Source organism: Mycobacterium sp. 141, from assembly GCF_000382405.1.
Classification (GTDB): domain Bacteria; phylum Actinomycetota; class Actinomycetes; order Mycobacteriales; family Mycobacteriaceae; genus Mycobacterium.
In genome coordinates, this window is sequence record NZ_KB908260.1 from 81,570 (window position 1) to 105,229 (window position 23,660).

Annotated in this window: 18 protein-coding genes; 5 read left to right on the forward strand and 13 right to left on the reverse strand. The window is 66.9% G+C overall.

The features are described 5' to 3' along the window. Nucleotides 1-11: 11 nt before the first annotated feature. Complete coding sequence (mtrA, locus tag H276_RS0110880; protein WP_018601429.1) at nt 12-698, reverse strand: two-component system response regulator MtrA; 687 nt, start codon at nt 696-698, stop codon at nt 12-14. Between the two features lie 191 nt (nt 699-889). Between mtrA and H276_RS0110885 the strand changes: the two genes are divergently transcribed. After that, nucleotides 890-4,162: a protein kinase domain-containing protein gene (locus H276_RS0110885; RefSeq protein ID WP_019971339.1), complete on the forward strand. Its 3,273-nt coding sequence runs from the start codon at nt 890-892 to the stop codon at nt 4,160-4,162. A gap of 57 nt (nt 4,163-4,219) precedes the next feature. Here the strand turns inward: H276_RS0110885 and H276_RS0110890 are convergent, their stop codons facing one another. Together H276_RS0110890 and sigC are read right to left on the reverse strand one after the other, a co-directional pair. Next, nucleotides 4,220-4,846 carry a dTMP kinase gene (locus H276_RS0110890; RefSeq protein ID WP_019971340.1) on the reverse strand — a complete coding sequence of 209 codons (627 nt, stop codon included), beginning with the start codon at nt 4,844-4,846 and terminating at the stop codon, nt 4,220-4,222. Nucleotides 4,847-4,859: 13 nt separating this feature from the next. Continuing rightward, nucleotides 4,860-5,411 carry an RNA polymerase sigma factor SigC gene (sigC, locus tag H276_RS0110895; protein ID WP_019971341.1) on the reverse strand — a complete coding sequence of 184 codons (552 nt, stop codon included), beginning with the start codon at nt 5,409-5,411 and terminating at the stop codon, nt 4,860-4,862. Nucleotides 5,412-5,505: 94 nt separating this feature from the next. Here sigC and H276_RS22850 point away from each other — a divergent pair, with 94 nt between their 5' ends. Beyond that, on the forward strand, nt 5,506-7,797 hold the full coding sequence (locus H276_RS22850) for a cation-translocating P-type ATPase (RefSeq protein WP_051111416.1): 2,292 nt from the start codon (nt 5,506-5,508) through the stop codon (nt 7,795-7,797). Here H276_RS22850 and H276_RS0110905 read toward each other — a convergent pair. The 5 genes from H276_RS0110905 to H276_RS0110925 form a co-directional block, all read right to left on the reverse strand. Then, nucleotides 7,786-8,256, reverse strand: coding sequence for a hypothetical protein (locus H276_RS0110905; RefSeq protein ID WP_155943045.1), 471 nt, complete (start codon nt 8,254-8,256; stop codon nt 7,786-7,788). The two genes, H276_RS22850 and H276_RS0110905, sit on opposite strands and share 12 nt — an antisense overlap. 99 nt (nt 8,257-8,355) lie before the next feature. Then, on the reverse strand, nt 8,356-9,930 hold the full coding sequence (locus H276_RS0110910; protein ID WP_019971344.1) for a copper resistance CopC/CopD family protein: 1,575 nt from the start codon (nt 9,928-9,930) through the stop codon (nt 8,356-8,358). Then, on the reverse strand, nt 9,930-10,628 hold the full coding sequence (locus H276_RS0110915) for a YcnI family protein (RefSeq protein ID WP_026356840.1): 699 nt from the start codon (nt 10,626-10,628) through the stop codon (nt 9,930-9,932). The genes H276_RS0110910 and H276_RS0110915 overlap by 1 nt, the downstream gene beginning before the upstream one ends. A 29-nt stretch (nt 10,629-10,657) precedes the next feature. After that, nucleotides 10,658-11,221, reverse strand: a complete 564-nt coding sequence (locus H276_RS0110920; RefSeq protein WP_019971346.1) for a DUF5134 domain-containing protein — start codon at nt 11,219-11,221, stop codon at nt 10,658-10,660. 223 nt (nt 11,222-11,444) lie between these two features. After that, nucleotides 11,445-13,391: a cytochrome c oxidase assembly protein gene (locus tag H276_RS0110925; protein ID WP_019971347.1), complete on the reverse strand. Its 1,947-nt coding sequence runs from the start codon at nt 13,389-13,391 to the stop codon at nt 11,445-11,447. A gap of 132 nt (nt 13,392-13,523) precedes the next feature. On the opposite strand from H276_RS0110925, the gene H276_RS0110930 reads away from it, so the two are divergent. After that, nucleotides 13,524-15,005, forward strand: coding sequence for a PepSY domain-containing protein (locus tag H276_RS0110930; protein WP_026356841.1), 1,482 nt, complete (start codon nt 13,524-13,526; stop codon nt 15,003-15,005). Further along, nucleotides 15,002-15,628: a DUF5134 domain-containing protein gene (locus tag H276_RS0110935; RefSeq protein ID WP_026356842.1), complete on the forward strand. Its 627-nt coding sequence runs from the start codon at nt 15,002-15,004 to the stop codon at nt 15,626-15,628. The genes H276_RS0110930 and H276_RS0110935 overlap by 4 nt, the downstream gene beginning before the upstream one ends. On the opposite strand, the gene H276_RS0110940 is transcribed toward H276_RS0110935, so the two are convergent. The 5 genes from H276_RS0110940 to H276_RS0110960 all read right to left on the reverse strand — a co-directional run bounded on the left by H276_RS0110940 (nt 15,625) and on the right by H276_RS0110960 (nt 22,165). Then, complete coding sequence (locus H276_RS0110940) at nt 15,625-16,320, reverse strand: zf-HC2 domain-containing protein (protein ID WP_019971350.1); 696 nt, start codon at nt 16,318-16,320, stop codon at nt 15,625-15,627. The two genes, H276_RS0110935 and H276_RS0110940, sit on opposite strands and share 4 nt — an antisense overlap. A gap of 56 nt (nt 16,321-16,376) precedes the next feature. Beyond that, nucleotides 16,377-18,233: a CocE/NonD family hydrolase gene (locus H276_RS0110945; RefSeq protein WP_051111417.1), complete on the reverse strand. Its 1,857-nt coding sequence runs from the start codon at nt 18,231-18,233 to the stop codon at nt 16,377-16,379. A gap of 98 nt (nt 18,234-18,331) precedes the next feature. Continuing rightward, nucleotides 18,332-19,825, reverse strand: coding sequence for an adenosylhomocysteinase (gene ahcY, locus H276_RS0110950; RefSeq protein ID WP_019971352.1), 1,494 nt, complete (start codon nt 19,823-19,825; stop codon nt 18,332-18,334). Nucleotides 19,826-19,960: 135 nt separating this feature from the next. Continuing rightward, entirely contained in the window at nt 19,961-20,503 is a 543-nt protein-coding gene (locus H276_RS0110955) for a TetR family transcriptional regulator (protein WP_369758468.1), read from the reverse strand. A 189-nt stretch (nt 20,504-20,692) separates the two neighbouring features. Further along, entirely contained in the window at nt 20,693-22,165 is a 1,473-nt protein-coding gene (locus tag H276_RS0110960; protein ID WP_019971354.1) for an amino acid permease, read from the reverse strand. 61 nt (nt 22,166-22,226) lie between these two features. Here H276_RS0110960 and H276_RS0110965 point away from each other — a divergent pair, with 61 nt between their 5' ends. Then, nucleotides 22,227-23,660 carry an NAD(P)/FAD-dependent oxidoreductase gene (locus H276_RS0110965; protein ID WP_019971355.1) on the forward strand — a complete coding sequence of 478 codons (1,434 nt, stop codon included), beginning with the start codon at nt 22,227-22,229 and terminating at the stop codon, nt 23,658-23,660.

A 23,660-nucleotide genomic window follows, 5' to 3' on the forward strand; every position in this document is an offset into this window, starting at 1 on the left:
GGGCGGTGGGATCATGGCGGTCCGGCCTTGTATCCCACTCCTCGAACGGTCAGCACCACCTGCGGGTTCTCCGGATCTTTCTCGACCTTGGCCCGCAACCGCTGGACATGCACGTTCACCAAACGGGTGTCAGCGGGGTGTCGATATCCCCACACCTGTTCGAGCAGCACATCACGAGTAAACACCTGTCGCGGTTTGCGTGCCAACGCCACCAGCAGGTCGAATTCCAACGGTGTCAACGAAATCTGCTCACCCTGCCGGGTCACCTTGTGGGCCGGAACGTCGATCTCCACGTCGCTGATCGACAGCAGCTCGGCTGGCTCATCTTCGTTGCGGCGCAACCGCGCCCGCACCCGTGCGACCAATTCCTTCGGTTTGAACGGCTTCATCACGTAGTCGTCGGCGCCGGACTCCAGCCCGAGGACCACGTCGACGGTGTCTGTCTTGGCGGTCAGCATCACGATGGGCACACCGGAATCGGCCCGCAGCACCCGGCACACGTCGATGCCGTTCATGCCGGGCAGCATCAGGTCCAGCAGCACCAGATCCGGTCGCAGCTCGCGGACGGCGGTGAGCGCTTGGCTGCCGTCGCCGATGACCGCGGTGTCGAAACCCTCGCCACGCAACACGATGGTGAGCATCTCGGCCAGCGATGGGTCGTCGTCGACGACAAGGATCCTTTGCCTCATGGTGTCCATGGTGTCACCAGAATGCGATAAAACTCGGGTACCACACGCGGTGATCTTGGCGGCGCACCGGCTCGATCCAGTGCATTAGGTGGTTAAGACACGCTAATCGCCCGCGCAACCGGGGATATGCTTAGGCGTAGATCATCGCGATATGGCTGATGTAGCAACTGGGCCGGCGTCTCGGATGAATCGAGGTTTCGATGGCCGATGTCGATCCGTTCATGACCCAATACGCCGTTGCGGGCTCCATCCCGGCGGAATTGGCAGCTGCCGGATTCGAGGACGCTGAAGAGATCGGCCGCGGCGGTTTCGGCGTCGTCTACCGCTGCACCCAACCCTCGCTCGACCGCACAGTGGCGGTCAAGGTCCTCACGGCGGACCTCGACGAGGAGAACTGTGCGCGGTTCTATCGCGAACAGCGTGCGGTGGGCCGGCTGACCGGGCACCCCAACATCGTGTACGTCCTCGAGGTGGGCACCACCGACAGCGGCCATCCTTTCCTCGTCATGCCCTACCATCCCCAGGACTCTCTGCACACGCGGATTCGTGATCATGGTCCGCTTCCGCTGAAAGACGTGCTGCGGCTCGGGGTGAAGCTGGCCGGCGCCCTGGATGCCGCGCACCGCCTGGGCATCGTGCATCGCGATGTCAAACCGGGAAACATCCTGCTCACCGATTACGGTGAGCCGGCACTGACGGACTTCGGCATCGCCCACGTCGCAGGAGGCTTCGAGACCGCCACCGGTCTCGTGACAGGTTCACCGGCCTTCTCCGCGCCGGAGGTCATCGTGGGACGGCCTCCAAGTCCGGCCGCGGACGTCTACGGGCTCGGCGCGACCCTGTTCGCCGCGCTCACCGGTCACGCCGCGTTCGAACGGCGCAGCGGTGAGCAGATGGTGGCCCAGTTCCTGAGGATCACCACCGAGCCCATTCCGAATCCACGCGAGCACGGCGTCCCAGAGGACGTCAGCGTGATCATCGAGCAAACGATGTCCGACGACCCGGAGTGCCGACCGTCCGCTGCGGAGCTGGGCCGCCTGCTGCGTGAGTCCCAACGCCTCCACGGCTTCGCCGTCGACGATATGGCGGCGCATGCCGAACTGGGCGACACGACTCAACCGGACACGACCTGGAAAGCCGAATCACCCTCGAGTGTGCGCCCCAAGGGCAATCTTCCGGCGGAACTGACCAATTTCATCGGACGTCGCCAGGAGATCGCCAAGATCAAGCGGCTGCTCTCGGCGTCGCGGCTGGTCACTCTCACCGGTGTCGGCGGCGCGGGCAAGACTCGGCTGTCTCTGCGTGTTGCCGCGGATCTGCAACGCGCTTTCCCCGACGGCGTGTGGTTGGTGGAATTGGCGGAGCTGAAGGACGAGGCGCTGCTCGCCCAGACCATCGCGAGCACCCTCGGGCTGCACAACCGCAGCGGGCGATTGCCCACGCCTGCCCTGGTGGAATACCTGTCGGACAAAAACCTGCTACTGGTGCTGGACAACTGCGAGCATCTGCGCGACGGGTGCGCCATGGTCGCCGAGGCGATACTGCACGGCGCGGCTGGTGTACGCATCCTCGCCACCAGCAGGCAGGCCCTCGGGCTGACCGGGGAGTACATCTTCCAGATTCCGACGATGTCCATGCCCGACGAGGTGCGACTGCCGCCGGAGGAGCTCGGCCAGTACGAGGCAGTGACGCTGTTCGTCGACCGCGCGACCGCGGTGCAGCCGGAATTCGCATTGACCGAGGAGAATGCCGAGACGATCTCGCGCATCTGCCAGCGGTTGGACGGGATCCCACTGGCAATAGAGCTGACTGCGGTGCGGCTTCGCGCCCTCTCGCCGAACGAGATCCTGGACCGACTCGAGGACCGCTTCAGGCTGCTCACGGCCGGCAGCCCCGGTGTGCTGCCACGGCATCAGACCCTGCGGGCGTCGATCGAATGGAGCCACGAGCTGTGCTCGGAGCAGGAGAAGCTGTTGTGGGTGCGACTGTCGGTGTTCTCCGGCGGATTCAGTCTGTCCGCAGCGGAAGCGACCTGCTCGAGCGACGAGCTCGATGAACTCGACGTACTAGGTGTGCTGGCGACGCTGGTGGACAAGTCGATCGTGATCTCCGAACAGCTGGACGGCCATCAGCGGTACCGATTGCTGGAGACCATCCGCCAGTACGGGCTGGAGCGGCTGCGCGCCGACGGTGACGAACATGTGCAGCGCAGACGCCACCGAGACTACTTCGCCGACCTCGTCGAACGGGTCCGGGCGGACTGGCTGGGCCCCGAACAGGGCAGGTGGCTCAATACGCTGCACCACGAACACAGCAACTTGCGTACCGCATTCGAATTCTGCTTCACGGAGCCGGACGAGGCCGCCACTGGCTTGCGGATGGCCAGCGCGTTGTGGTTCTTCTGGATCGCATCTGGGCTGACCAGCGAAGGGCGCCGCTGGCTGGAGCGCGGGCTGGCGCTGGACACGCAGCCCAGCGACATTCGGGCACGTGCGTTGTGGGTGACCGGATATCTGTCCACGCTCGAAGAGAACATCGGTGCGGCCAGGGCGATGCTCGAGGCGTGCACGCCGCTCGCCGAGCAGCTGGGCGACACCGATGCGGCTGCATGGGCGGTGCAGCTGAACGGCATGACGAAGATGTCCGAGGGAGACCTGCCTGCGGCGCGGCACCTGCTCGCAGAAGCGCTGGACCTGCATCGCGCCACAGGCAGCAGGCTTGGCACTCTCGACGCCAGCTTCTATCTCGTGGGTGTAACCACGTTGCTCGGCGACATGAAGTCCGCCATGCAGGTCTGCACGGACGCCATCGCACTGTGCGACGCGCTCGGCGAGCGCTGGATGAAGTCGTACATGCTGTGGGACCGCGCACTCGTCGCGTGGCTGCAAGGCGATGGCGAGCGCGCTGCCGACTCGGCGCTGGAGAGCCTGCGGCTGGCCCGCGAGTTCAGCGAGCAGTGGGTGATCGCCTTCTGCTTGGAGACCCTGGCGTGGGCGGCCGGCGGCGAGCCGGAGCCCCGGCGCGCGGCCCGGCTGCTGGGCGCGGCCGACCGGCTGTGGCGGCGGATCGGCGCACCGCTATACGGCATGCGCCACCTCGTGTCGGTGCACAACCAGCAGCAGGAGCGCGTCCAGCAGGCGCTGGGGCGCAAGGCATACGACGCCGAGTTCGAGAGCGGCCACCAGATGCGCACCGACGCTGCAATCGGTTACGCACTCTCCGAACGCACGCCGTCGCCGGCGACCGCAGCGTCACCGCGGCCGAACGATGCGTTGACCCGACGGGAACGCGAGGTCGCCGCGCTGATCGCCGAGGGCATGACCAACAAGGAAATCGCCGCAAAGCTCGTGATTGCGCGCCGCACCGTGGAGGCACACATCGAGCACATTCTCGGCAAGCTCGGCTTCATCTCCCGCACCCAGATCGCGGTGTGGGTGGTCGAGCAGCGCGGAAAGGATCCCGCGGCGCCCTGACGGGCCGCGTCAATTCAACTCCGACGCCGCGCGTCAATTCAACTCCGACGCCGCGCGTCAATTCAACTGCAGAGCCAATGCCGCGGGAGCAACGTCGGGGCCGGCAACCAACCACCGTCCGCACCAGTCGGCCGCGGCCAGCGCCGCGTACACCTCACCGGTGCGTCGTTGCAGCCCGCCGTCGCGCTCGTAGGCGTCCTTGGCCCGGTCGGCCTCGGTGTTGGCCCGGCGCTCGGCGCGCTGTGCGGCGAGTTCGGTCGGCACGTTCAGTAGCACCTGCCAGTCCGGAAGGGGCAGCTTCAACCGCTCGTATTCGAGCTCACGCACCCAGGACACTGCTGCGCCGTCGGCGCCCTGGTGTAGCCGGGCCGCACTGTAGGCGGCATTGGAGGCGACGTAACGGTCGAGGATGACGACATCGTAGGCAGCGCGCAGATGCTCGATCTCCTCACGCGCACCGGCCCGGTCCAAGGCGAACAGCACCGCCATCGCGTGCACCGACCCGGCGAGATCACCGTGCGCGCCGTGCAGCGCTTCGGCAGCCAGGTCCGCGGGCACGGAATGGTGGTAACGCGGAAACGCCAGGCTGCCAACGGACTTGTGCGCGGATTCGAACGCCGCCCGTAGCCCGTTGGTCAGTGTGCGTTTGCCGGCACCGTCGACGCCCTCGATCGCGATCAGCACGCCGCGAGCCTAACTAGCCGGCGCGGTCGTCGGCGTTCGCGGCGCGCATCAGATCGTCGCGGGCGCGCGCCACCCGGGACCGGATGGTGCCGACCGGACACCCGCACACCTCGGCGGCTTCGGTGTAGGACATGCCGATCACCTGGGTCAGGAGCAACGCTTCGCGCCGGTCGGCATCCAGGCCGGCCAGCAGCATCCGAATCTCGACCATGTTCTCGATCTGGGTACCGCGCCCAGCCGCCCCCGTGACATCGTCGAGATCAACCACATGCACGGTGCGCGGCCGGCTGGTGTTGTAGCGGATCTGGTCCACCACCACCCGCCGGGCGATCGACAGCAGCCAGGTGCGAGCACTGGACCGGCCGGTGAACCGCGGCAGCGAGCGGATCGCCCGCAGGAATGTCTCCTGGGTCAGGTCGTCGGCACTGCCCGGGTCGGCGAGGTAGGCCACCGTGCGCCAGACGTCGCGTTGGGTGGCCTCAATGAACTGCGACAGTGCGGCCTGGTCGCCCCGGCCCGCGGATTTGGCGAGGTGGGTAATTTGGTCGTCGTCACCTGTCGCCACGGCTAGTCAGCCTAGGTCATCGCGCCCGGGAACTTTCCGGCGCGTTACACCGACCATTAGGCGCATAGGCCTTGGGCAAGGAGGAAGCAACACGATGTCGAGTTCGACGCCGGTGCGCGACGATACGGTGAGCGCCCAGCGCGTCCAACTGGACGTCACCGGCATGTCCTGCGCTGCGTGCGCCAACCGGGTGGAAAAGGCGCTGAACAAGGTCCCCGGGGTGCGGGCCTCGGTCAACTTCGCCACCCGAGTCGCGACCATCGACACCGATGAGCAGACCGGCGCGCAGGAACTCTGCGCAGTCGTGCAGCGGACCGGGTATGAGGCCGCACCCCGGCAGGCCGGCGCCGCCGACGACGCCGATCCCGACGCCGATCACGCGCGTCATCTGCTTATCCGGTTGGCCGTCGCGGCGGTACTGTTCGTGCCGCTGGCCGACCTGTCGGTGATGTTCGCCGTCGTACCGAGCACGCGCTTCACCGGCTGGGCCTGGGTGCTCACCGCGCTGGCACTGCCGGTAGTGACCTGGGCGGCGTGGCCGTTCCACCGCGTGGCACTGCGCAATGCCCGCCACCGCAGCGCCTCGATGGAAACGCTCATCTCGGTCGGCATCACCGCGGCCACCATCTGGTCGCTCTACACGCTGTTCAGCACCCACCACAGCACCGACCGGCGCGGCATCTGGCAGGCGCTGCTGGGCAGCGATGCCATCTACTTCGAGGTGGCCGCCGGGGTCACCGTGTTCGTACTGGCCGGCCGGTACTTCGAGGCCCGCGCCAAGTCGAAGGCGGGCGGGGCGCTGCGGGCGCTCGCGGCGCTGTCCGCCAGAGACGTCACGGTGCTGCACACCGACGGCTCGGAGATGCTCATCCCGGCCGACGAACTCAAAGAGCAGCAGCGCTTCGTGGTGCGCCCGGGGCAGACCATCGCCGCCGACGGTCTGGTGATCGAGGGTTCCGCGGCCGTCGACATGAGTGCCATGACCGGCGAGGCCAAACCGGTGTGGGCCGATCCGGGTTCCAACGTCATCGGCGGCACCGTGGTGCTCGACGGCCGACTGATCGTCGAGGCCGCGGCGGTCGGGGCCGATACCAGGTTCGCCGGCATGGTTCGCCTCGTCGAGGAGGCCCAGACGCAGAAGGCCAACGCGCAACGCCTCGCCGATCGTGTCGCGTCGGTGTTCGTGCCCACAGTGTTCGTATTGTCTGCGCTGACGGCCACTGCGTGGCTGCTCGCCGGCAGTGGCGGAGACCGTGCCTTCTCGGCGGCGCTCGCGGTGCTGGTCATCGCATGCCCGTGTGCGCTCGGCCTGGCCACGCCGACGGCCATGATGGTCGCGTCCGGCCGCGGCGCCCAGCTCGGCATCTTCCTCAAGGGCCACCAGTCGCTGGAGGCCACCCGCGCCGTGGACACCGTGGTCTTCGACAAGACGGGCACCCTGACGACAGGCCGGTTGAGCGTCAACACGGTGGCCGCGGTGCCGGGGTGGAGTCCGGAGGATGTGCTGGCCCTGGCCGCGACCGTGGAATCGGCATCCGAACACGCCGTGGGGCTGGCCATCGCCACCGCCGGTGGCCGCGGTGAGCCCGTGGAGGATTTCCGCGCGGTTGCCGGCCGCGGTGTCAGCGGCAGCGTGGCCGGCCGGGCCGTGCGGGTGGGCAAACCGTCGTGGATCGCCCCGCAGTGCGATTCACCGACCCTGACCGCGGGGCGTCGCAACGGTGAATCCCGCGGTGACACTGTTGTTTTCGTTGAGGTCGACGGCGATCCGTGTGGGGTCATCGCGGTGTCCGACGCCGTCAAGGACTCGGCCGCAGACGCCGTCGCCGCACTGCACCAGCGAGGACTGCGCACGGTCCTGCTGACCGGGGACAACGCGGCCTCGGCCGCAGCGGTCGCCGCGCGGGTGGGCATAGACGAGGTGATCGCCGACGTGCTGCCCGAGGGCAAGGTCGATGTCATCGAGCAATTGCGTGACCGGGGTCGCGTCGTCGCCATGGTCGGCGACGGCATCAACGACGGGCCGGCCCTGGCCTGCGCCGATCTCGGCATGGCGATCGGCCGCGGTACCGACGTCGCGATCGGAGCTGCCGACATCATCCTGGTCCGCGACAATCTCGACGTCGTCCCGCTCGCGCTGGATCTGGCCGCCGCCACCATGCGCACGATCAGGGTCAACATGGTGTGGGCGTTCGGTTACAACGTGGCCGCCATCCCGATCGCCGCGGCCGGCCTGCTCAACCCGCTGATCGCGGGTGCGGCGATGGCGTTCTCGTCGTTCTTCGTCGTGTCGAACAGCTTGCGGCTGCGCAACTTCGGCACGCGCCGCGGCAGTGATCCGGGTTCCGATCCACCAAAACCGCACCGGACTCAGTCACCGATATGAGGAGGGTCTCCTCCTCATATCGGGCTGCGATTGTTCGATCGGTGTGACGACAACCGTCGCCCAGCACAATGCCAGCGCCATCGCGACCACATCGGCCAGCACCAACCAGCCCAGACCGGCACTGTGACGCCCCGTGCGCAGCCACCAGAACGCACCGATGCCGATGACCGTAGCCAGGCCGCTGCAGTACAGCGCCGCACAGCACCACCGGTAGCGACGGCGGACAAGCAAGATCGCCGACGTCGCCGAGGCCACCACGAACATCGCGGCACTCACCGCAGGCACGCCGCTTGACCCGGGCACCGGTCTGCCGCACCACCACATCAGCGACGCTCCGGCCAGCGTGGCGGCCAGTGCGGCGCCTACGACCAGTCGCCTCGATCCGAGCCAAACCCGTTCCAGGACACTGCTTTCGATCTCCCGCAAGGTGTTCATGAGGGTGCCGTTTCGGCCAACCACCTGATTCTCCTTCACCGGACGCTCCGGCAGCGCCCACGTAACTTGTCGCTTCGACGACTGCCCTGGTTCCGCCGGACATGCCGATCTCGGACCACGAGCTCACCACACTCGGAACCGGGCCGTGGTGGCCACCGCATCGGTCGCGTTGAATCCGACCGTGAGGTACAGGGTCCACATACCCGGCCTCGGGGCCGTGGCGAACGTGCTGTGCCAGCGATCCGCGGACGGTGATTCCCACCGGACTGGCAGTGACGCAATACCCGCGTCGACCGATGACAACGACGCCGAGACGGTCTGGGCCGGCGGCGCAGAGCCCGGTGGCTGGTTCACGGTCAGATCGATGACGAGCGGACCGCGGCGCGTCGTCGACAGGCGGATGGCCACGCTGCGACCGTTGTCGAGCGGTGCGCTCAAGGTGATAGGCGGACCATAGACCGTTCTGGCGGGTGGCTGCGCAACAAGCACGGTAGTGATGATGATCACGATGCCGCCGACGGCGGCCTCGATCGGAACCGTGCGCCGCAGCCGCGCCGCGGTGAGTCGGCGCCTGCCCAGATAAGCGAATCCCAGCATGACCGAAACCGCGGCAAGCTTGGCCAACAACGTGATCCCATACCCTGTCGACCACAACGACTCGATCGGAAGTATCTGTCGCCACGCCTGGTATTCGCCGGTGAGCACCAGGACCGCCACACACCCGAAGGCTGTCTGCGACCAGGCGCCGAGACGATCGGTGCGGCCCGCCGGCAGCACGACCAACACCAGCACCAGCAACCCGCCGAGCCACACCGACATCGCGACCAGATGCACAGTGGTCACCGCCGTGGCAAGGCCCGCGTCTGCGCCTACACCCGCGTGTCCATCTACTGCAACGGTTGCCACGAGGCCGACCGCGAATACCGCAGCGACCACTGATATCGCACGCCGGTGATTCGCCCCCGATCGCCACGTCGTTGCGGCGAGCACCAGGGCGAGCACAAGACGGAGACCCAGCACCACCCCTATGGGGCTCAGCACAACCTGGGAGGCACCCGCGGCGTCGGCGACGCCCGACCACCCCAGACCCTGTGACTGCGCCCCGGCGAACACGAACTGAGCTGCCGTCCCCGCCACTATGAGCGCCCAGCCGGCGCGTACCAGAATCCGGGTCGGACTGCGCGACCATGCCCACCCCCAGAACAACCAGCACACCGCCGTCACACCGATGCCCAGGACCAAGCCGACATAGACGACACCACGGGCAGCTGCCGCGGCGCGTGCCAGCGGATCTCTGATCACCGACGGTTCGGCCGCCAACGGATCCTGACCGACACCGAAGCTGACCGAGCCCGACACCTCATGTGTGTCCGCTGATATCACCCGCCACATCGCGGTGTAGCTGCCCTGGGGCAAGCCGGGATTCAACGGCAACTCGACCACAGTCCCACCGCGGTGGAGCAACGCAGCGACGCTGACTCGCGCTCCGGAAGCCGAGATCACCTGCACCGCACCGGGGATCAGCCTGACCGGTTCGTCGAAGGTCAATTCCACGGCTGCTGGGGCCGACGACAGCCTCGCCCCGTCGACCGGGTCGCTGGCCACCAGCACGGCGTGGGCGTGTGCCACCGGAGCCAGTGTCAGCAGGGCCACCACCAGCATCCCCAGCACAGCGCCGGCCGACGACGCGCTGCGCATCAGCTCCTGCGGCGTAGCAACGCCAGGTTGACGACGCCGAACAGCACCGCAATGATCGCCAACACCAGCGCCGTCACCCCCTGCCACGCCGGAGCGCCGGCGGCCGCCGATTCCGCCACCTGCGGTGCGGGTGCCTGTGTCTGTGCCCCTTCGCTATCACCGGATGCCAGCTTCAGAACCGGCGCCGGATGCTCAGGTTCGGGTTGGCCCGGTGCCGCCTTCTCGTTCCAGCTCACGACCTTGCCGTCGCTGTAGGTCTGCACGGCCGGCAGCGACAACGTCTCCGCCTTGGGTAGCGGCCCCGCGGAGACGCTGAACATGTCGAACTCGTTGGGCGGGATCGCCGCCTGCGGGGTGTCCGCCTTCCATTCCACCGTCGACACATAGTCGGTGATGTCGTTGCCGTCGTCATCCTTCTGCGGTGTGGCCAGCTTCTTCTTCACCACGTGAGCAGTCCAACCGGGCTTCGGCTGGGTCGACACCGACAGGACGGGCTGATCGTCGGGAAACGTCACCACTAGGTCTGTGGTTGCGGCGGTATCGGACTCGGTGGGTACGCGAAATGTCAGCACACCGTAGCCGCCCTGGTCGGCGTCGGTGCCCGACACCTTGACATGTGCCAGCGCCGGCGCCGCGAATCCGACCGCTGCCACGGCTACCGCGGCAGCGGAAAAAGCAACTCGAAGAAAATTTTTCATCAACTGTCCTTTCGTTGTACGGGTGGAGATCAGATACAGAGGGCGAAATACGTTGCCATGCCCGCGGCCATCAGGACGTCGGGATACGGGCGCTGAGGCCCGCGGATGAGCTCATAGAGCCAATACGCGGAGCTGAGAAACAACAATCCGGCCAGCGTCGCGGTCGACACCTGCAGCCACAGCGGTGTCACCGCCGGCGCAGACGGTGCCGCTGCCATGACCATCGCGTGTCCGTGCGCGGGCATTGTGGTGCCGACGACGGCGGTCCCGGCCGGTGCCATGGTGATCAACATCGCCGCCATCGCAGCCATCATCAGGGCGTGATGCGGCCAGTGCGCGACCGCAGACCGGAACAGCCCCATGAATACGACGTACAGCGCACCGGCAGTGAACAGGAGCAGATAAGCCAGATCGGGAACGGCCATACCGATCGGCCACACCATCCCGATCATCAATGCGGCACCCACCCCGTGCACGACCCAGACACTCCTTCGGTCCCGACCAGCAGCAGCACGCACCGCAACCGCATAGAGCAGCGCGGCCGCCGCGAACACCACGGTGAGCGCAACGCGCCACCACAACCCGAAGGCCATGACGATTGGTCGTCGCGGAGGCGGGTCGAGTTCCCGCGACCTTTGTCACGGAGTCCGCCGATGAACTCGCGGCCGAGTCACGACGACTCATTGCCTGTCAGGCACCGCCATCCGTTGGACTGCCCATGGCCGTTCGAGGAGGGACATCACGAGACTCCGAGCGCGCGGATTGCCCGACTCCCGCGCGGGCGCCGGCACCGTGAAGCGCGCGCATCACCCGCGTTCAGCGCCGGTCGCGGGACAGTTCCCTGAGCATCGCGTTGTAGGCGTCGAGTTCGTCGTCGGCATAGGAGGAGTCGGCGTGGCGGTCGGATCGCGACGCGGCGCGGCGATCTTGACGCGCCCACTGGGCCACCAGCGCGATGACGACCATGATAACCGGCAGTTCGCTTGAGCCCCAGGCGATTGCGCCTCCGAGGTGCTGGTCGTCCTCGAGGCTGGCCAGCCACGGCAACGCCACGCTGCGGTAGAACGGTCCGCCCATCACCGAGGTCATCGTCATGGTCGCGATGCCGAAGAAGGCGTGGAACGGCATCACCGCGAACAGCAGTCCGAGGCGACCCAGGAACGGCAGCCTCCGCGGCCCCGGGTCGATACCGATGATGCCCCAGTAGAAGAGATACCCGACGAGTAGGAAGTGCAGGCTCATCAACTCGTGGCCCCAGTGATACCGCGCCAGGGTGTTGAAGATCGGCGTGAAGTACACGATGTACAGCGACGCGACGAACAGGATGAACGCGCTCACCGGGTTCGATAGGGACGCCGTGACTTTCGAGTGCACCAGCCACAGCAGCCATTCCCGGGGTCCCGGCGGCCGACTGTCACCGGCGGCGGGCAACGCACGCAGCGCCAGGGTCACCGGGCCGCCCAGGACGAGGAGCACGGGGATGAACATGTTCAGGATCATGTGTTCGGCCATGTGCACGCTGAACATCGCCGATCCGTACGCTCGCACCCCGGAGCTGGTGGTGAAGACCAGCAGGGCACACCCGGCCAACCACGCCACGAGCCGTCCAGCCGCCCAACTGTCACCGCGCCGGCGCAGCCGCAGGTATCCGGCGAGGTACAACCCGGCCAGGACGACGGCGCCGGCGCCGATGAAGGTGTCGAACCGCCACACGGTCAGCAGCGTCAGCACGCTCGGCGGATCGGGTAGCTGGTACCCCAGGAAGACGTCCCAGGCGGTGAAGCGATGCGCCAGCAGGCGCGGCGCGGGTTGGGTGGCCATCACGGCGAGCAGGGCAAGCACGGCGATCAGGGCCACCACGTCGATCCCGGCCTTGCCGCGGTAGGGAGATTTGTCGCGACGCCACACGGTGCCGACGTCGCCCAGCCACACGGCGAGCAGAAGGGTACCGGCGACGAGTCCGACCCGACCGTAGCCGGTGTGCAGCAGGCCGGATCCGGCGAGCAAGGCCAGCAGGATCGCGCCGTAACCGAGCGCGATGGCACCGCTGAGGGTTTCGAGGAGCGACACGCGGCGCGCCAGCTCGGGAGCGGGCGGGCCGGTAACGGCCGCCACCTTGAAACCGGCCAGCGCAGCCAATGCGACGGCGAAGACGATCGCTGTGCTCGTCGCATAGTCATGGTCGGGCCCTTGGCCCGCGTTGCCACTGACCGTCACCGCCACCACGGCGACGACGGCAGGCACCAGCAGCACCACGTGGGTGATCCACTTGACCGAGAATCGCACCGTGACTGCCACGAGGAATGCCGCAGCGGCAACCACGATCCACGCTCGTGATGTCTCCGACGCCACGATCGCGGGGAGCAGGCTGCCGCGCAGCACAAGCTGCGTGACGTCGACGCCCGCGGCGCTCGCTGCGGACACCGCGACCATGATCAGCGCCGTCACCGCCCAGGCCGCGGCGGCCCGCTCGATCAGCAGGTGCACGCGGAACGCCTGCTCGTCGATCACCCCGGCGAGGTCGGGCCGGGCGGTGGTGACGACGTAGAGCAGGCCACCGAAGCACGCAGCGCTACACAGCGTGGCGATGAACTGTCCGATCGGTAGCGCCGCAGCGGTCAGCGCACCCGGATAGGAATCACCGGTGGCCGCATAGACACCGGCACGGCCGGTCAGGCCGTAGACGACCAGGCCGGCCAGCGCGGCCGCGATCGCCAACGCCGCGGCACTCTTCGCCCGCGGGCCCTTCTGGCTTGACTGCACCGGGGTGACGCCCTCCGTCGGAGACAAGTATTCATCAACCAGTCTACGACCGTCTGTCGTAGATATTGCCGGCCGTGGGAACTATTCGCCCGCCCCGACCGACCAATGCACACGAACCACCGTCGATCACCCGTGCCCGCTACACCTAGGAAAGTCGCGACCAACGTGAGCCACACCCCGCTGGAAGATCCCGTCGACCGCGACGGTATACCCGTTGTCCCGAACGCCAGGCCCAGGCCGTTGCCCGCCTCGGCATGGGTCAGATTCCGCCCGCTCCTGATGCGCCTGCATTTCTACGCCGGAGTTTTCGTCGCCCCGTTCATCCTGATCGCGGCATTCACCGGGCTGCTGTACGCGCTGATCCCGCAGCTCGACACATTCGTGAACCGTCACGAACTCACCGTCGAGCACGTCGGCGATCACCGGATCCCGTTGTCGGACCAGATCGCCGCAGTGCGTCGGGCACATCCCGAAGGCACCGTTGCCAGCATCCGGCCGCCTGCTGCGCCCGACGAGACCACCTGGGTCACCCTCAACGTCGCCGACGTGCCACCCGACTATGCCCGCACGGTGTTCGTCGATCCCTACACCGGCGACGTCCGCGGCGCGTTGACAACCTATGGGCAGTGGCTGCCGCTGCGTGCCTGGTTCGACGAGCTGCACCGCAACCTTCATCTCGGGGCGGTCGGGCGCAACTACAGTGAGCTGGCGGCCAGCTGGCTGTGGGTGATCGCCGGCGCCGGTCTGCTGCTGTGGATCGGGCATCGAATCAGCACCGGGAAACTCCGGCGGATCGCCTCCCCCGACACCGGCGTGACCGGCCGCCGCAGACTGCTGTCTTGGCATGGGGCGCTGGGCGTCTGGATCATCGCGGCGCTGGCGCTGCTGTCGGTGTCGGGTATGACGTGGTCGCGTTTCGCCGGCGCGAACGTGAGCGAGATCCGCTCCCACCTGACCTGGTCGACGCCATCGGTGGACACCATGCTGCCCGGCGGCGAACCGGCCGCGGTCGTCGCACACCACGGAAATCCAACGACCGCAGCCGGATTCGACGAATCACAGGCGTTGCGCGGCGCCGACACGGCGCTGCGCGCCGCGCACGATGCCGCGCTGAGCAATCCGATCTGGATGTATCCGCCGGCCGCACCGACCCAGGGCTGGCAGGTCGCCGAGAACAAGCGGGACTGGCCGACGCGCTACGACGCCATCGCCGTCGACCCGGATACGGGAGCGGTGACCGCCCGCGTCGATTTCGCCGACTGGCCGTTCATGGCGAAGCTGACCGACTGGATCGTCGGGGCCCACATGGGGATCTTGTTCGGCGTCGTCAACCAACTCCTGCTCGCCGGGGTGGCCGTCGCGCTGATTGTCGTCATCCTGCTCGGCTATCGCATGTGGTGGCGCCGAAGGCCCACGCGGACAACAGGTTCACCCCTGCCCACCGGCCCTCGGCGTGGTGTATTGGCCGGGCTACGACCTTATGAGGCCGTGTTGGTCACCCTCGCGCTGGCTGGATTCGGTTACTTCGCCCCGCTGTTCGGGGTCTCACTGGTGGCGTTCATCGCACTCGACGCCGCGCTGAGCTGGTGGCAGACCCGGACGGTGCCGCAGTGATCGGCGATCTCTTCCTGCGCTGGATCGTCACCGCGCTTTTTGTCTTGAGCGCGCTGGAATGCGGATACGCCATCGTGATCGGTCACCGGGCCTGGACGCATGTGGTGGGGCATCTGCTGCACCTTGTCATGGCAGTGGCCATGGCGGTGATGGCATGGCCGCGCGGTGCGGCGCTACCCACCACGGGCCCGATGGTGTTCTTCGGGTTGGCCACGGTGTGGTTCCTGGCCGTCGCGTTCACGACGACTCGAAGCCGCGCGGTCGCCGGGTACCACGCGTTCATGATGCTGGCGATGACGTGGATGTACGCCGTGATGAACGGCGGCCTGCTGCCCGGGCAGACGACTTCGGGGCAGCACGACACGCAGGCCTCGACGATGGCGATGGACATGCCCGGCATGGACATGCCCGCCGGCGCGGGGGCGTCGTCAGGACCGGGCTATCCCGGCTGGATCGATGCCCTGAACTGGCTGTGCACGGTGGTGTTCGCCATCGCCGCAGCGTGGTGGTTGTACCGCTATTTCGCTGAGCGGCAGGCTGATCCGGCTCGCCGCCATATCGGTATCGTGTGCCAGGCCATGATGGCCGCGGGGATGGCGGTGATGTTCGGGGTGATGCTCTAGGCGGCCGAGCCGTCAGTCGGCCATAGATGCCCGCGCCGACGACCGCGGGATGCGTTGTGCGGCAAGGTTATATCTGTTTCGGCCGCGTGTTGGCCGGGTTCGGGCCCCGACGTGGACGCATCGCGCCACACCAGGACCGCGAGAATCGCACCGAGCAGTACCGGTAGGTGGGTGAGCATCCGCACCGGCGTGACCGCGCCCATCGTCGCGTCGACCGCGACATACACCGTCAGGACCGCGGCGAACACACCCAGCACCCCGGCCAGGCCCGCGGCAGCGACCGGCCGCAGCGCCGCACCGATCATCACCGCGCCGAGTGCGGCCGACCACGCCGTCGACTCGTTGAGCAGGTGCCCGCCACCCATGCCGTGGCCGTGGGCCAGCCCGACGCTCAGACCGAGGCCCTGCACGGCCGCGAGCGCGATCTGCACCACGCCGACACCGAGCAAGGCCGCGCGCCGCCAGCCCAGCCACGGCCGCCGAGTCTCCTCGACGGAGTGGTCGAGCGCGGTGAGCGTGGGCCGGCGTTCGGCCAGTCGGCGTAGATCGAGCGCCTGCTCGGTGACGGCGTCGCGCCAGGCGCGGCACTCGGCGCACTCACGCAGGTGCTCGTCGACGCGGGCCGACGGCACGGGCTCGCGCTCACCGTCGAGCCGGGCCGACAGCGCCTCGCGCGCCACCTCGCAGTTCACCCCCTTATAGTCGCGCAGAAGCCGCCGATCGTTCCCCGCGGGTGGCCGCCCGGGTCTCAGCCGATGACCGGCAGCGTGACCGAGGAGGGGTGGGCCGGGTCGTGCAGGATGGTCTGGGTGGCCTGCTGGGTCCTGGCGTCCTGCCCGAACGGCGCCCCGGTGTTGGGGTTGGGTGCGAACTGCGGGTAATCGCTGCTGGAGATCTCCAACCGGATCCGGTCGCCGGCCCGGAACAGATAGCTGGTGGGCCAGACCTGGATTCGGTACTGGTACGGCCGGCCCGGTGTGGTCGGCGTGGGGTTCGACAGCGAGTCCCGGAACGATGTCCGCAGGATGCCGTTGTTGAGGTTGACCGCCTGCCCGTCAGGTTTGACGACGATGAGCTTGGCGGTGAAGTCGGTGTCGACGGCGCTGGACTGGGCCCACAGTGTGACCGTCACCGGACCGGTGACCTCGGTGTCCTTGGTCAGCGGCGCCGAGCTGTACACCAACACGTCGGAGCGCTGCTCGACCGGGATCTGATCATAGGGCCCTTGCGGGCCGTTCAGCGCGCCGCAGCAGGAGTGCCCGCCGAGGCTGGGCGCCGGGAACGCCGGATCGTAGAGATAGGTGTCGGGCGGCTGCGCTGCCGGCGGCCGGACGGTGAGTTGACCCTCGCGCTCGGCGAGCCCCCCTGATCCTGACAAATACCAATTCATCCAGTGTGTCTGTGGCAGAGGCCAATTCGGTGCGGTCTTCCAGACGTTGGCGCCCATCAGGAAGTAGTCGACGCGCGGTGAACCGGCCACGTCGTTGTTCTGACCCTTCAGAAAATGGTCGAACCAGGCCAGCTGGAGTTCGTTGATGGGGCTGTTCCCCACCGACCCGATGTCCTTGAGCATCGGTGCGGCCACCGAGTCGGGTCTGCCCCAGCCGACGTGATCCCACGGTCCGATGACCAGCCGCTGGTTGGTGCGGGCCAGATCGCTGCCGCCATGGGTCGTCATCCCGGTGAAATTCTCGATCCCACCGGCCAGGAAGGCGTCGTACCAGCCCTCGACATTCAGCACGGGGACTTTCACCGCCGGGTAACGGTCCCTGATGCTGAAGCGGCGCCAGAAGTCGTCGCGGGCGCTGTGCCGGATCCAATCGAAATACCAGGGCGCGACCACGGGGTTGTCGGGCTGCATCGGCGGAAGGTCTTTGAACGGACGGAAATTCAGCCATCGGGTCGGATCGGCACTGGCAGCGTTCAGTTCGGCCACGGCCTGCCGGTCATCGCGGTTGATCGCGGCGGTGGTCGCGATGTCCTGGATCGCCCACGGCAGCACGAAACCCAGTCGGAACTCCCCACCCTCGTAGTTCCATCCGTCGTAGTAGTCCGAGGCGGTGTTCACGGGCACGATGGTCGCCAGGTGTGGAGGTGTGGTCACCGCCGCCAGCCATTGGGTGGCGCCGACGTAGGACGACCCGTACATACCGACCTTGCCGTTCGAACCCGGCAGCCCAGCCGCCCACTCCACCGAGTCGTAACCATCGTCCATGTCGTGGGTGAACTCACTGAACACGCCACCCGAGTTGCCCTGCCCCCGAATATCCTGCACCACAACCAAATAGCAATGCGATGCGAACCAGTCGGGCGGCTGGAAGCGGTCCACGTCCGTCTGCGCCGCGGACTTGCCGTACTGGGTGCGCATCAGGATCACCGGTACCGCATCGGAGGTCCGCGGACGGTAGACGTCGGCGCGCAACACGGTGCCGTCGCGCATGGTGGCCGGAACGTCGTGCTGGGTCGTCACCTGGCACGGTCCCCGGCCGGTTGCCGCGGGGAACGGACGCTGCGCATCCGCATCCGGCCCGCTCGTGCAGCCGGTCAGGACCAGGGCGGTGCAGACCAGGACGACGATGACGGCGCGGATCGCGTGGGACACCAAGCGAGCGTATCGCCGCCAGGCTTGGCGAGCAGACGTGAAAGTCCCCGAAACACCGAGGTTTCGGGGACTTTCACGTCTGCTCGCGCTACGTCAGTGACTCAGTAGCGGTAGTGCTCCGGCTTGTAGGGGCCTTCGACGTCGACGTTGATGTACTCGGCCTGCTCCTTGGTGAGGCGAGTGAGAGTGCCGCCCAAAGCGTCCACGTGGATGCGGGCCACCTTCTCGTCGAGATGCTTGGCCAGCCGGTACACGGCGTTGTCGTACTCGTCGTTCTTGGTCCACAGCTCGATCTGGGCGATCACCTGGTTGGAGAAGCTGTTGCTCATCACGAACGACGGGTGGCCGGTCGCGTTGCCCAGGTTCAGCAGGCGACCTTCCGAAAGCACGATGATCGACTTGCCGTCATCGAAGGTCCACTGGTCGACCTGCGGTTTGATGTTCAAACGACGAGCGCCGGACTTTTCCAAGGCGGCCATGTCGATCTCGTTGTCGAAGTGGCCGATGTTGCCGAGGATGGCCTGATCCTTCATCGACTTCATGTGGTCGAGAGTGATGATGTCCTTGTTGCCGGTCGCGGTGACGACGATGTCGGCTTGGGAGATGCCCTGCTCGACCGTGACGACGTCGAAGCCGTCCATGAGCGCCTGCAGTGCGTTGATCGGGTCGATCTCGGTGACCGAAACACGGGCACCCTGGCCCGCGAGCGACTCGGCACAGCCCTTGCCCACGTCGCCGTAGCCGCAGATCAGCACCTTCTTGCCGCCGATCAGCACATCGGTGCCGCGGTTGATGCCGTCGATCAGCGAGTGCCGGGTGCCGTACTTGTTGTCGAACTTGCTCTTGGTGACCGAGTCGTTGACGTTGATCGCCGGGAACGGCAGCTCACCGGCGGCCTCGAACTGGTACAGCCGCAGCACACCCGTCGTGGTCTCTTCGGTGACACCCTTGACCGAGTCGGCGATCTTGCTCCACTTGGTCGGGTCGGTCTCGAAGGTCTTGCGCAGGACCGACAGGAAGATCTTCCACTCCGCAGGGTCGTCATCCTCGGCGGGCGGGACCACGCCGGCCTTCTCGTACTGCGCACCGCGCAGCACCATCATGGTGGCGTCACCACCGTCATCGAGGATCATATTTGCGGGTTCGCCATCCACATTGACCCCGCTCGCTGCGCTCCCGGCGGTCGGCCAGGTGAGCATCTGCTCAGCGGCCCACCAGTACTCCTCGAGCGTCTCGCCCTTCCAGGCGAACACCGGCACACCCTTGGGCGCGTCCTCGGTGCCGTGCGGGCCGATGACCACGGCTGCGGCCGCGTGGTCCTGGGTCGAGAAGATGTTGCACGACGCCCATCGAACTTCAGCACCGAGGGCAACCAAGGTCTCGATCAGCACAGCGGTCTGCACGGTCATGTGCAGCGAGCCGGAGATACGCGCACCCTTGAGCGGCGCCACGTCGGCGTACTCGCGGCGCAGCGCCATCAGGCCGGGCATTTCGTGTTCGGCCAGGCGAATCTCCTTGCGGCCGAACTCGGCCAACGACAGGTCGGCGACCTTGAAATCGATCCCGCCCCGGCTATCAGCCTTCAACTCAGTCATGTAGAGCCCTCTTTCAGTCGTGATTGCTTGCCAGCGCACGGGTGTGCCCGACGGCGACGCCACATGCAGATACCTCTAGCCTGCGGGCTCGCGGGACAGGCGCTCACGTGTTCGACAGCGGCGGCGCACTGACAGCTAGACAGTATCTATCACACCGTAGCGCTCGGCGAACGGCGTCATGAGTCGGGCCAGGTCACCGGCTACATCGTGATCAGCCTCCGGTGGCATGGAGACATAACTCATCGCCAATCGCACGATCGCGCGCGCAAGCACCCCGGCGTCCTCATCACTCGCCTTCATCCAGCTGTTCTGGAAGATCCCGGTCAGCCGGTCCGAGCACCGGCTGATGATGGGTCCGCTGCCGGTGGTGATGATCTGCAGCAGGTCGGGTTTGGACGCCCCGGTGAGCAACGAGATCACGAGCGGGTCCGCGGACGAGTCGGCGAAGAATGTCCGGAAGCCTTCCAGGAATGCCTCGTATACCTGGCCGACGTTGTGGTTGATCGCTTGGTCCACCGCGTCGACCAGGCGGTCGGCGAGCCGCATCGCATACCCCTCGGCCAGGCCCTGCCGCGATCCGAACTCGTTGTAGATGGTCTGCCGGCTGATCCCCGCGGCCTGCGCCACATGCGACAGCGTGATGGCCGACCAGTCACGGGTCAGCAGCAGGCCGCGCATGCCGTCGAGGATCGAATCACGCAGCAGTACCCGCGACGCCTCCGCATAGGGGATGCGCTGCTTGTCCCGGGGCCGACTCACACGCGCGACTCTAATCCCTCTCGTCGCCGCAATCGGCCTTCCTGCAGTTCCCGGCGTGCTGGCCCGGGCAGCTCCAGTCATCGGGGACGTCGTCGCGCCCCGCCGCGGTTATTGCTTGCCGGCGGCTTCCCGTTGGCCCAGAACCGAATGTTTGCGGCCGTAGATCGTGTACACCACGAGGCCGATCGCCATCCAGATCAAGAACCGGATCCAGGTCAGTCCGGTCAGGTTGAGCATCAGCCATCCGCACGCCGCGATCGCGGCGATGGGCAGCACTGGGACCAAGGGCGTACGGAATCCTCGCGGCAGGTCCGGGCGGGTTCGCCGCAACATGATCACCCCGGCCGAGACCAGGATGAAGGCGAACAGTGTGCCGATGTTCACCATCTCCTCCAGCTTGCCCATCGGGAACACCGACGCGGCGATGGCGACCAGCACACCGACGATCACCGTGATGCGCACCGGAGTGCCCTGGCTACTGGTTCTGGCGAGCCGGCGCGGCATCAGACCGTCACGGGACATCGCGAACAGGACCCGCGTCTGCCCGAGCATCAGCACGATCACCACAGTGGTCAGACCCGCGAGCGCGCCGACGGAGATGACCTTGGCCGCCCAGTGCACGCCGTTCTGCGCGAATGCCGTCGCGAGGTTCGCCGAATGACCGTCGGAGCTCCGCAGCTCGCGGTAGGACACCATCCCGGAGAGCACTACCGTCACCGCGACGTAGAGCACCGTGACGATGGCCAGCGAGCCGAGGATGCCGCGCGGCACGTCGCGTTGCGGGTTTTTGGTCTCTTCCGCGGTGGTGGCGACGATGTCGAACCCGATGAAGGCGAAGAACACGATGGACGCGCCGGCCAGCACGCCGTACCAGCCGTAGTGACTGCCCGTGGCGCCGCTGATCAACGAGAACAGCGACTGGTCGGCACCGCTGCCGCCCGTACCTGCCTCGCCAGGCGGAATGAACGGCGAGTAGTTCTGCGGCTTGATGTAAAACGCGCCGACAATGACCACCAGCAACACCACCGACACCTTGATGACGGTGATCACCAGGCTCACTGTGGCCGACAGTTTGGTGCCTCGCGCGAGCAGCAGCGTCACCACCGCGACGATCAGCAGCGCCCCCCAGTCCACTTCGAACCCACCGACAGTCAGTGTGCCTCCACCGAAGCCGAATACCGTTCCGAGGTAGCTCGACCAACCTTTGGCAACCACTGCCGCGGCGACCGCGAACTCCAGGATGAGGTCCCAGCCGATTACCCAGGCGATGAACTCACCGAAGGTGGCATAGGAAAACGTGTATGCGCTGCCGGCGACGGGGAGAGTCGAGGCGAACTCGGCATAGCACAACGCAGCCAAGCCACAGGAGATTGCGGCGATGACGAATGAGATCGAAATCGCCGGCCCGGTGAGGTCGCCCGCCGTCGATGCCGTGATGGTGAAGATGCCGGCACCGATCACCACCGACACACCGAATACGGTGAGATCCCACCAGGTCAGGTCTTTGCGTAATCGGGTCGACGGCTCGTCGGTGTCAGCAATGGACTGCTCGACGGATTTGGTACGCCACCGTGAGGTCATATCGACGCCGCCTCTCACGCTTGAGCATGTGCGGGGATTGAATCCATTACTGTTTTCCCCGATGTATCAGAATCTTCATCTCCGCTCCCACCATGCCGTTGTCATCGGAGGCAGCATTGCAGGCCTGTGCGCGGCCCGCGTGCTATCCGATCACTTTGATCGCGTCACGGTTTACGAACGTGACGAACTGCCCGAGACGCCCGTCAACCGCAGCGCGATTCCGCAGGGTCTGCACGTCCATCTTCTGATGGCGCGCGGGGCGCAGGAGCTCGAATCGGTGTTCCCCGGACTGCTCAAAGATATGGTCGCCGCAGGCGTTCCGGTGATCGAGAACCGGCCCGAGTCGATTCACTTCTCCGCGGCGGGCCATGTATTGGGCACCGGCCAACAGATGCTCGGCGACTTCACCGCATATGTACCCAGCCGCGGACACCTGGAATGGCAGATCCGCAACCGTGCGCTGAGCATCCCGAACGTCAGCGTGGTGCGGCAGGTGGTCTCCCAGCCCCGGTTCGACCCCGTGACCCGGAGCGTGACGGGCGTGGTGCTCGACGACGGCGAGATCGTGTCGGCCGATCTGGTGGTCGATGCCTCCGGCCGTGGCAGCCGCCTGCCGGTCTGGCTGGACGAGTGGGGTTTCGGCCGGCCCAGGGAAGATCAGATCCAGGTCGGCGTCACCTATGCCTCACAGCGGGTACGTATCCCCGAGGGCCTGATCACGGAGAAGATGGTGGTGTGCGGTGCCGCGCTCGACCAACCGCGAGGCATAGGCATGCTGTTCCACGAGGATGGCGTCTGGATCGTCACTGCGTTCGGGGTCGCCAAGACCGAGCCGCCGCGGGACTTCGCGGGGATCTGCACGCTGGCCGATACTCTGCTGCCGCCGCACATCAGCGCCGCCCTGCGAGAAGGCGAGCCGGTGGGCAAGATGAACTTCCATCGCTACCCCACCAGCAAGTGGCGTCGCTACGACAGGATGACCGACCTGCCGGTCGGGATCATCCCGTTCGGCGACGCCGTCGCCAGCCTCAACCCCACCTTCGGGCAGGGCGTGACGATGTCGGCGCTGCAGGCCAACAACCTGCGTACCGTGCTCGACGGCGGAATGCAGGATTTGGAAGGCCGATTGGCCCGGGCGACCGCGAAAACCACCCTGCCGGTTTGGCTGATGAACGCCGTCGCCGACATCGAGGAGCACGGGGCCCAGGGGTCGAGGCCGTGGTGGTACAGCCCGGTATTCGGGTTGTTCAAACAGTTCGTCGGCGCCGCCGAGACCGATCCGGTGCTTGCCGAATGGTTCCTGCGGCGCACCAGCCTGCTCGACAGCCTATGGCTGGTTCCGACGCCGCGGCTCATCGGGCGCGCCATCCGCAACAACCTGCGACTGTTGCGGGCCGAACGCCGACAAGCGGATGCCAAAGCTGCCGATGGCGACAGCTTTCAAGGACCGGCGGCCGGACACACCGAACCACGGTTGCGCGCACAGGCCGAGTGA